This is a genomic window from Polaribacter sp. 20A6 (assembly GCF_011378915.1).
In the GTDB taxonomy this organism is placed as follows: domain Bacteria; phylum Bacteroidota; class Bacteroidia; order Flavobacteriales; family Flavobacteriaceae; genus Polaribacter; species Polaribacter sejongensis.
Genome location: NZ_WTPZ01000002.1, coordinates 417,959 through 427,114, shown reverse-complemented (window position 1 = coordinate 427,114; position 9,156 = coordinate 417,959). Strand labels below are relative to the sequence as shown.

At 28.6% G+C, this 9,156-nt stretch carries 13 protein-coding genes and 1 pseudogene; 7 read left to right on the top strand and 7 right to left on the bottom strand.

Going from position 1 to position 9,156, the window contains the following annotated elements; all coding sequences use genetic code 11:
• Nucleotides 1-24: 24 nt before the first annotated feature.
• The 4 genes from gcvH to GQS57_RS05700 all read left to right on the top strand — a co-directional run bounded on the left by gcvH (nucleotide 25) and on the right by GQS57_RS05700 (nucleotide 2,508).
• Nucleotides 25-405 (top strand): glycine cleavage system protein GcvH, encoded by a 381-nt coding sequence (gene gcvH, locus GQS57_RS05715; protein ID WP_165731617.1) that lies wholly within the window; start codon nucleotides 25-27, stop codon nucleotides 403-405.
• Between the two features lie 58 nt (nucleotides 406-463).
• Nucleotides 464-754, top strand: a complete 291-nt coding sequence (locus tag GQS57_RS05710) for a VanZ family protein (protein WP_240915438.1) — start codon at nucleotides 464-466, stop codon at nucleotides 752-754.
• Between the two features lie 58 nt (nucleotides 755-812).
• On the top strand, nucleotides 813-1,532 hold the full coding sequence (locus GQS57_RS05705) for an energy transducer TonB (protein WP_165731616.1): 720 nt from the start codon (nucleotides 813-815) through the stop codon (nucleotides 1,530-1,532).
• Between the two features lie 100 nt (nucleotides 1,533-1,632).
• Nucleotides 1,633-2,508, top strand: coding sequence for a S9 family peptidase (locus GQS57_RS05700; RefSeq protein WP_165731615.1), 876 nt, complete (start codon nucleotides 1,633-1,635; stop codon nucleotides 2,506-2,508).
• Between the two features lie 246 nt (nucleotides 2,509-2,754).
• Here GQS57_RS05700 and GQS57_RS05695 read toward each other — a convergent pair whose 3' ends face one another.
• On the bottom strand, nucleotides 2,755-3,105 hold the full coding sequence (locus GQS57_RS05695; protein ID WP_165731614.1) for a toxin-antitoxin system YwqK family antitoxin: 351 nt from the start codon (nucleotides 3,103-3,105) through the stop codon (nucleotides 2,755-2,757).
• Nucleotides 3,106-3,250: 145 nt separating this feature from the next.
• Between GQS57_RS05695 and GQS57_RS05690 the strand changes: the two are divergent.
• The 3 genes and pseudogenes from GQS57_RS05690 (at nucleotide 3,251) to GQS57_RS05680 (ending at nucleotide 4,744) form a co-directional block, all read left to right on the top strand.
• Nucleotides 3,251-3,445 (top strand): annotated as a pseudogene (locus GQS57_RS05690) (dodecin family protein).
• 68 nt (nucleotides 3,446-3,513) lie between these two features.
• Entirely contained in the window at nucleotides 3,514-3,870 is a 357-nt protein-coding gene (locus GQS57_RS05685) for a DUF1304 domain-containing protein (protein ID WP_165731613.1), read from the top strand.
• A 67-nt stretch (nucleotides 3,871-3,937) separates the two neighbouring features.
• On the top strand, nucleotides 3,938-4,744 hold the full coding sequence (locus GQS57_RS05680) for a mechanosensitive ion channel family protein (RefSeq protein WP_165731612.1): 807 nt from the start codon (nucleotides 3,938-3,940) through the stop codon (nucleotides 4,742-4,744).
• 4 nt (nucleotides 4,745-4,748) lie between these two features.
• Here GQS57_RS05680 and tsaB read toward each other — a convergent pair whose 3' ends face one another.
• The 6 genes from tsaB to GQS57_RS05650 form a co-directional block, all read right to left on the bottom strand.
• The gene (gene tsaB, locus GQS57_RS05675; RefSeq protein ID WP_165731611.1) at nucleotides 4,749-5,435 is read right to left on the bottom strand and encodes a tRNA (adenosine(37)-N6)-threonylcarbamoyltransferase complex dimerization subunit type 1 TsaB; all 687 of its coding nucleotides are present in this window, start codon (nucleotides 5,433-5,435) and stop codon (nucleotides 4,749-4,751) included.
• Nucleotides 5,436-5,519: 84 nt separating this feature from the next.
• On the bottom strand, nucleotides 5,520-6,851 hold the full coding sequence (locus GQS57_RS05670) for a TolC family protein (protein WP_165731610.1): 1,332 nt from the start codon (nucleotides 6,849-6,851) through the stop codon (nucleotides 5,520-5,522).
• Between the two features lie 121 nt (nucleotides 6,852-6,972).
• Nucleotides 6,973-7,194 (bottom strand): hypothetical protein, encoded by a 222-nt coding sequence (locus GQS57_RS05665; protein WP_165731609.1) that lies wholly within the window; start codon nucleotides 7,192-7,194, stop codon nucleotides 6,973-6,975.
• On the bottom strand, nucleotides 7,187-7,726 hold the full coding sequence (locus GQS57_RS05660) for a DUF420 domain-containing protein (protein ID WP_165731608.1): 540 nt from the start codon (nucleotides 7,724-7,726) through the stop codon (nucleotides 7,187-7,189). The genes GQS57_RS05665 and GQS57_RS05660 overlap by 8 nt, the downstream gene beginning before the upstream one ends.
• Complete coding sequence (locus GQS57_RS05655) at nucleotides 7,719-8,420, bottom strand: SCO family protein (protein WP_165731607.1); 702 nt, start codon at nucleotides 8,418-8,420, stop codon at nucleotides 7,719-7,721. Before GQS57_RS05655 ends, GQS57_RS05660 begins: the two co-directional genes overlap by 8 nt.
• Nucleotides 8,417-9,082: a hypothetical protein gene (locus GQS57_RS05650; RefSeq protein WP_165731606.1), complete on the bottom strand. Its 666-nt coding sequence runs from the start codon at nucleotides 9,080-9,082 to the stop codon at nucleotides 8,417-8,419. Before GQS57_RS05650 ends, GQS57_RS05655 begins: the two co-directional genes overlap by 4 nt.
• Between the last annotated feature and the right edge of the window lie 74 nt (nucleotides 9,083-9,156).

Genomic DNA, 9,156 nt, shown 5'->3' with positions numbered 1-9,156 from the left:
TAACAACAAAAACTATTTAAAAAAATGAATTTACCATCAGAATTAAAGTACACTAAAGATCACGAGTGGATTAAAATTGAAGGAGACATAGCAACTGTAGGAATTACAGAATTTGCACAAGGAGAATTAGGAGACATCGTTTATGTAGATGTAGATACTTTAGACGATACTGTAGAAGAAGGAGACGTTTTTGGCTCTGTAGAAGCTGTTAAAACTGTTTCAGATTTATTTATGCCTTTATCAGGAGAAGTAATAGAGTTTAATGAAGAATTAGAAGAGGAACCAGAATTGGTAAACTCAGACCCTTATGGAAAAGGTTGGATGATTAAAATTAAAATATCAGATAGTTCACAAATAAATGATTTATTGGATGCAGCAGCGTATCAAGAGCTTATTGAAGGATAACCTTTTTATCATTGCAATATTCATAACAATTACAATTGCTTATTTGAGTTTAAGGAGAATGCCTAAGATAGAAATAGGTATCGATAACGTTGATAAAATATATCATCTTATTGCCTACTTTACACTTTCTGTAACTTGGTTATTCTCTTTTTATAGAAAACCAACTCTAAAATATGTGATTGTTATTTGTTGTATTTTTTTTGGCATAATTATTGAAGTTTTACAACAGACATTAACTACATATAGAACAGGAGATTATAAAGATGCAATAGCAAATACAGTAGGTATTCTCTTAGGTTTTATTATTTTTAATCTAATTTTGAAAAAAAATACAGTTAATTCATACTAAGACTTGTATATAAACCAATAATTTAATTAAATTAGCGAACTATTAAAAACTCTTTACAATGGAAATTAAAAAAAACCCGAAATCAAATTTAGAAAATTACAGTAAAATTTTTATGCAAATAGGTTTGGTTTTAGCACTATTTGTAACTTACGCAGCTATAGAGAACAAAACTTATGATAAAGTTATTGGAGACTTAGGTACAGTGAGTATGAATGCTGATATGGAAGAAGAAACAGTAATTACTGAAAAAATAGAACCTATTAAACCAAAAACTCCACCACCTCCAGCACCAGAGAAAATAGAAATTGTAGAGGATGAGGAAGAAGTTGAAGAAACTGTAATCGAATCTACTGAAACAGATGAAACTGAAGCTGTAGAAGTTGAAGAAATTGTAGAAATTCAAGAAGTAGAGGAAGTTGTAGAAGACGTAAGTTTTATGATTATTGAAGATGTACCTGTATTTCCTGGATGTAAAGGAAGTAAAAACGAGTTAAAAGCTTGTTTTAGTAAAATGGTACAAAAGCACTTCTCTAGAAAGTTTGATGCTAATTTACCAAACGAATTAGGATTATCTTCTGGTAGAAAAAGAGTATTTATAGGTTTTAAAATTGATAAAAACGGTAATATTGTTGACGTTAACGCAAGAGCTCCACACCCAAAAATTAAAAGTGAAGTTATTAGTGTAATGAAAAAATTACCTAAAATGAAACCAGGTAGACAAAGAGGTAAGCCAGTAGGAGTAAAATATAGTATTCCTTTTACTTTAATTGTAGAGTAATTTATAATACATTATATATAAAACGTTTAGAGATAAAACTCTAAACGTTTTTTTTATGCCTTAAAATTTTTTAATATTCATAAATTATAACAAATTAAATATGAAAACTTACTTAATATTAATATTTTCAATTCTACTTTTTTCTAGTTGTAACAAAGATATTAAAAAAACAGAAAACTTATCACCTTTAATAGACTACCAATATCTAATACAAACAAATAACGATTTTAAAATCCCTACCGAAACTTATAAAATTCGTTACAAATCTGATGGTCTTGAAATAACGGGTTATCTAACAAAACCGAAAGATTTACAGAAATATCCTACCATAATTTATAACAGAGGAGGTAATAGAGATTTTGGTACTTTTACACCGAAAAGTTTAATATATCAACAATATTTAGCCTCAAATGGTTTTATAATACTGTCTTCTCAATTAAGAGGAAATATGCACAGTGAAGGAGAAGATGAATATGGAGGAAAAGATTTAAATGATATCCTTAAACTTATTGAAATCAATAAATCCCTTAAATTTTCTAATCAAAATATTGGAGTATACGGAATATCAAGAGGAGGTCTAAATGCATACCAAATTTCGAGATTAACCGATGAAATTAAAGCTATTGCGGTTGTTGGTGCTCCTACGGATCCAAGACTTGATTTTGATACTCGACCAGAAATGTATGAAAAAGTATTAAAAGAATTAGTTGGTGACACTATCAATTTTAAAAAGGAGTACGACTATAGGTCTCCAATAAAATGGGTAAATGAAATAAATGAACCAACGCTTATTTTACATGGATCGGATGATTGGAGAGTAAAGCCCATAAATGCAGAATTGATGATTGAAGAAATGAAAAGACTGAATAAGGAATTTGATTATCAAATTGTAGAAAATGGTGACCATGGATTAAATACTCACCGTAATATTAGGAATGAAAAAGTAATAAACTGGTTCAAAAAGTACTTAAAATAACTTGATGTAGCGATATTATGTAACGATACATAGCACAACAAGCTCATTAAATAAACTAGAATTAAAAATAAAAGTAGATAGGCTGTTCTTATATTTAAAACTAACAAACTATATTAAAACAGTTCTTATTATAGAAATGAAAACGTTTTAATAAATAACCAAGTGTAGTTGGTCCATAAAAAAACTCCAAAAAATTACTTTTTTGGAGTTTCAATAGCCCGTTAATTGGCTAAACAAAAATAAAAATTATTTATTAGCAGCAAATTTAGCTTCATGTTTCCATAAATTTACGCTAACAATTGCATTGTTGTTATAATTAATTTCTTTTAAAGATTCATCATTCCAAACAAACCACTTCCCTACTTTTTTGCCATCATTGTATTTGGCAATTTGAGTTTTATTCCCGTTTTTATCAAAACGAGTCCATTGACCTGTTAATTTTTTATCTTTAAAGTACCCTTCAGTACTGATAGAACCATCTTCGTAATAATAAGTAGCTTTCACTAAATCTCCTTCTATGGTATAAGTTGTTTCTCTATCTTGTGCGTATCCTATTGTTGCTACACAAAGAACTATAAGTGTTAGTATTTTTTTCATGATGATAATTTTTTATTGTTACATTACATGTTCAAATATACGTAGAAACTTACAATTAAGCAACCTTTTGGTAACATTAATTTAACATTGAAGTTTTAAGAATAAAAACAATACCTTTACTATATATAAATTTAAAACAAACATGATGGCAATTATGAAGGTTATTGAAGTATTAGCTAATTCTGAAAAAAGTTGAGAAGAAGCGACTAGAATAGCAGTAAAAGAAGCTTCTAAATCAGTAAAAAATATAAGATCTATTTTTGTACAATCGCAAAGTGCTGTTGTTAATAATGATGAGCTTGCTGAATTTAGAGTAAACTTAAAAATCACATTCAAGTAAATTAAAAGATAAAAGAACCTACGGTTTTTTTTGATGAAAAATTAAATCAATCTAACTAATACAACACAATGAATACTATACAAATAATTCTTATCAGCTTAGTTGCTATCATTCATATATATATCGTTTATTTAGAAATGGTTGTTTGGACCTCAGAAAAAGCAATGAAAGCCTTCGCTATAAAAACCAAAGAATTTGCAGAAGAAACAAAAGGAATGGCTGCAAACCAAGGTTTATATAACGGCTTTATAGCTGCAGGACTAATATGGTCTTTAATAGCTGTAAAAGTAGATGTTGCAATCTTCTTTCTATCTTGCGTTGCAATAGCAGGACTTTATGGAGCCTATTCTATAAAGATAATCCGCATACTTTATATACAAACGATACCAGCAACCCTAGGTATTATTTCACTTTTAATATTATAGTTAAACTTTTTCTTGTTCAATAAGAAACCTTTATTTTTGCATTTAATTCTTAAACAGAAGATAAAAAATGAAAAAATATTTAGAGTATTTAGAAGGATTAATTATTGAATATACGCCTAAAGTATTAGTAGCATTAGCCATTTTAATTATTGGTTTATTAGTTATAAAACTAGTTGTTAAAGGTGCTAAAAAGGCAATGAATAAAGGTGGTATTGACATTACGCTTCAAACTTTTTTAAGTAATTTACTTGGTTGGGCACTAAAAATATTATTAATTATAGTTGTTATCTCTAAACTAGGAGTAGAAACAACCTCTTTTGCAGCAATTATAGCAGCAGCAGGTTTAGCTGTTGGTTTAGCACTGCAAGGATCTCTTGCTAATTTTGCTGGAGGTGTTTTAATTATGATTTTTAAACCTTTTAAACTAGGTGATTTTATTGAAGCACAAGGTGAAAGCGGAACTGTAAAACAGATTGAAATCTTTACAACGAAACTAAACACTACAGATAATAAAGAAATTATAATTCCTAATGGAACGTTATCTAATGGTAATATTGTTAACTATAGTACAGAAGCTACTCGTCGTGTAGATTTTACTTTTGGTGTGGGATATGATTCTGATATAAAGAAAACAAAAGATCTTCTTTATGGCATTTTAAACAACCATCCATTAATTTTAAAAACTCCTGCTGCTGCAGTTAATTTATCTGAATTAGGAGACAGTTCTATCAATTTCTTTACCAGAGGTTGGGTAAAAAAAGAAGACTATTGGACAGTTAAGTTTGAAGTTATGGAACAAGTAAAAGAAGCTCTAGATGAAGCAGGAATTGATATTCCTTATCCACACAGAGTAAACATCAACAAAAACGAATAATATTTTAAAAGGTAGGTTTCTTTTTCTTTTCAGGAATAACCACAAAATCTTTTAAGTAAAATGGTTCAAAATAAGCGACATCTTCGATGTCGTTTTTTTTGTACTTATCATAAGATAATATTGCCATTTCTTTCGCAGAAGGGAACTTATCATCAATAAAAACAGCATTTTTATGGGTAATTATTTCTTTACATTTATGCGCTCCATCACCTAAAAAGTAAACGGTATTTGTTTCTAAATAATCTGAAAAAGAATTTTCATCAATTATCTCTGCTTTAATATCTCTTATTTGCTCGTAATCCTCATTAAAAACAGTGGAATACACCTCCATTCTTCTAGCATCTAACATCGGTATAATAATACCTTTGTCCACAGAAGTAGCATGCGCTAAAGATTCTAATGTTTTAATAGAAATTAAAGGCTTATCAAAAGCAAAACAAAGCCCTTTTGCAGCAGAAACTCCAATTCTAAGACCAGTATAAGATCCCGGACCTTTGCTAACGGCTACAGCGTCTATTTCAGTAGAAGTAATATTTACTTCATTTAATACATCTAAAATAAAAGGGTGTAATACTTCTGCGTGAGAATAATTACCATTATTCAATTCTTTTATTGCTATAACTTGTCCGTCTTTTGCAAGACTTACAGAGCAGTTCTTGGTTGCCGTTTCTATGTTAAGGATAATTGCCAATTGTTCTATTTTTATGCAAATATAAGTTATAGAAAAAAGAAAACCTCGCAAATGTGCGAGGCTTCATAAGGAATCTTTATTTTTTTATTCTAGAATCAATTCTCCAGAATAGAATTGTAAAACTTTTGTTTTAAAAACATAATCGTATTTAGAGCTTATCATGGTAGCTTCTGCATTTACCAAACGGGTTCTTACTTGATCAAAATCAAACAAAGTAATGGTTCCGTAATTATAACGCTCTTGTGCATTTTTAAAAGCTTCTTTCTGTGCTTCTAAAGAAATAGTTGAAGCTTCGTAGGTTTTTAATGCAGACTTAACATCTAAAAAAGATTGTTCTATCGTTTGCTTTAAATTTAATTTTTCACTCTCTAATTGAGTTTCAGAAATCTCTTTATTGATCATCGATTTAGCAACACTATTTTTTGTTTGAAATCTGTTAAAAATAGGAATACTAAGAGAAACACCTAATCCGTGTTGTAATCTGTCTTCAAACTGGGTGAAAAAAGAAGAGTTTGTTTGATTTGGTAACAAGTTATTAAACTGATGATAATAAGAATTACCAGAACTAACTGAATACGATAAAGTAGGTAAAAAAGCTCCTTTAGAAATATCAATATTTAAATCTGCATTTTCTATAGCCAATTGAGCTCTTTCGATTTCTGGCATTTCCTCTAATGATTTTTCATATACATCATCAGAATTTTTAAATAATAAAGTTGATGTAGGAGTACCAACATCTATAGAAGTAATATCGAAATTTTGAACTGGTACTTGTAATAATTGCGCTAAGTTTAACAATGCTAAATCTAAAGCATTTTCTTGTGCAATAACATTTTGTAAGTCGGTAGCAGCTGTAGATTGTGCGTTTAAAAGATCTCCTTTAGCAATAACTCCAGAATTAAATCTACTCTCGGCAGCTTCAATTTGTTTTTTACTAATCTCATACTGCACTTTACCAGAACTTAAGTTTTCTTTGGCAAATAATATATTTAAATAACCATTTACAACAAATAAAGAAATATCATTTTCTATTTTCTTTAGATCTAACAAACTAGATTTTACACCTAATTGAGCTTGTTTATAAGTGTTCGTATTTCTAAAACCATTAAAAATAATTCCGCCACCAGATAAACTTAAACTAGATGAAAAATTATTTGTATTTTTTAATACTCCGTTTTCATCAGAAGATAAACCTGCATTAAATCTTCCTCCAGTAGAAAGGTTTAAGTTTGGTAAAAAATTTCCCTTAGCAATAGCAACGTCTTTTTTAGCTAGCTCTAAGCTTAATTTATTTTGTTGGATAGAAATATTTTTCTCTAAAGCTTGATCTACACATTCTTTAAGTGTCCATTGTTTCTGAGAAAAGGTAGTAATAGTAGTTAAAAAAGCTACAAATAGGATCAATTTAGTTTTCAAAACGTATTATTTTTTAGTTGATATAATATAAATTGTAATTACAAAAGAATAACTTTTCTTTTGAAGTTAAAAATAAGACGACTAAAAGTAAAATTTGTTACAAAAAAAAACACTTATAATCCTATTTCTCATTTATCCTTTTATATCTATAAATTACAAAAAGTAAAAGACCTACTAAAAGATAGGGAAATACCATTAAATAGGTTATTCCATTATTAATACCTTCTGCCATAGAACTATCTCCATTTTCTACAACAGCTTTACACATTGCACATTGAGAAAATGAAATTTTCGATGTAAAAAACATCATCAAAAACAATACTAAAACTCTTTTTTTATACATAATAAGGAGATATCATTAAATAGACAATCACACCCGTAATGGCAACATACAACCATAAAGGAAATGTAAATTTGGCTATTTTTTTATGTTGTGGAAAATTACCCAATTTTGCTCTCATATAAGTTGTGAGTACAAATGGTATTACAATTATTGATAAAATAATATGCGTTATTAAAATAAAATAATAAATATATTTTATAGCACCCTCACCTCCAAATTTGGTAGAGTTTGAGGTCATATGATATCCAATATAAAGCAAAAGAAAAATAAGAGAACATGCTATTGCAACTGTATTAAGTTGCTCGTGTAATTTTACATTTCCTTTTTTAACTGCAATAACTGCTGCAATTAAAAGAACAGCTGTAAAGCCATTGATAGAAGCGTAAATTGGTGGTAAAAATGTTAACGGTTCTACATTAAAACCTAAATCTTTTAGATTAACACCAAACAAAGCTGCAACAGCTATAGGAATTACAATGGATAAACCAGTTATAATTTTCTTATACTTTTTTTCTTGTGCTAAATTACTCATTCAACAAAATTTTAATATCTTCTTTTAATTCTTTAACCTGGTCTGCAAAACCTTGTTCAGACAAAGCTCTGTAATACATAATAGGATTACCGTACTCGTCTTTTCTAGATCTAATATTTCCTTCGTTATCTACCAAAGCAAATAAGCCAGAATGTTCAAACCCACCATGTTCTTCAGCACCTTTACCCGCAAACAGTTTAAAACCTTTATTAGCTAAATCATACACTACATCTTCTCCTTTACCAGTTAATAAGTGCCAGTTTTTATGAGTAATCTGATTCACTTTAGCATATTCCTTTAAAACTTCTGGAGTATCAATTTCTGGCGTTATAGAAAAAGAAGCTATTCCAAAATTATTATTGGAAGCAAATTCATCTTGAATTGTAATCATCTTTTGATTCATTAAAGGACAAATAGTTGGACAAGTAGAAAAGAAAAATTCTACCACATATACTTTTCCTTTATAATCTTTATTGCTAATAGTTGTTCCGTTTTGATCTACAAACTCAAAATCTGGAACTTTGTTAAATGTATATAAGTCATTTTTGCTTGTTCCTTTTTTATCAACCATATTCAATCTATCTTCTTGAACAAGATCATTGTTATTTATTCTGCTATCTATGTTTCTAACAACATAAATTCCGAATAAAAGAATAATAAATGAAACACCTATATAAGAATACTTTTTGTTCATAACCCTACTTCTTTTCTATCTGCTTTGTTCTTATTATTTTCTTTAAAAGCTGCATAATACTCGTAATAAAGTACCAATACATCATCTTTTAATTTTGCGTTTAACACAGAAACTGAATTCATATTATAGCCAAATAATTTTCCATCAACGCTATCTGCATCATTCACTCTACCTCTTAAATCTCCATTTTTATCAATCAAAAAAACATTAGATGTATACAAGTTAGATAATGTATCATTTGAATTAAACCCAGCGTGTAATGCTTTAATTTGTTCTTTAGAGCCTGCTGTAAATTTCCATTTTACCATATCGGTAAAAGCACCTATTTCTTTTTTAAGAACAGCTACCTCATTCTCTTTTCCTTTTGGATAAACAGCAATGATTTGAAATTGATTATATTCTATAAATTTCTTATAAATTTTCTCATTCAAATTAAAGAATCCACCCTTATTAGAATCCATATCGTTTCCTAAAAAACAAACAACAGAAATCTTTCCTTCAAATGTGTTTGATGAATCTAACGTAGAAATATCTACAACATTGCTTGTAACAACAGGTAGTTTACTAAAATTATTTGTTCCGGTTGATAAAATTAAAAAACAAATTAATGGGAAAATAAAAAGTAAAAATAAAACAACTCTTTTTTTAGTAAGTTTCATCATTGTTAAAAATTATAAATTAACCGCAAAAAGCGTAAAGTATTTATTTATCATCCCAGGTAAGTTCTTTCTAAGTC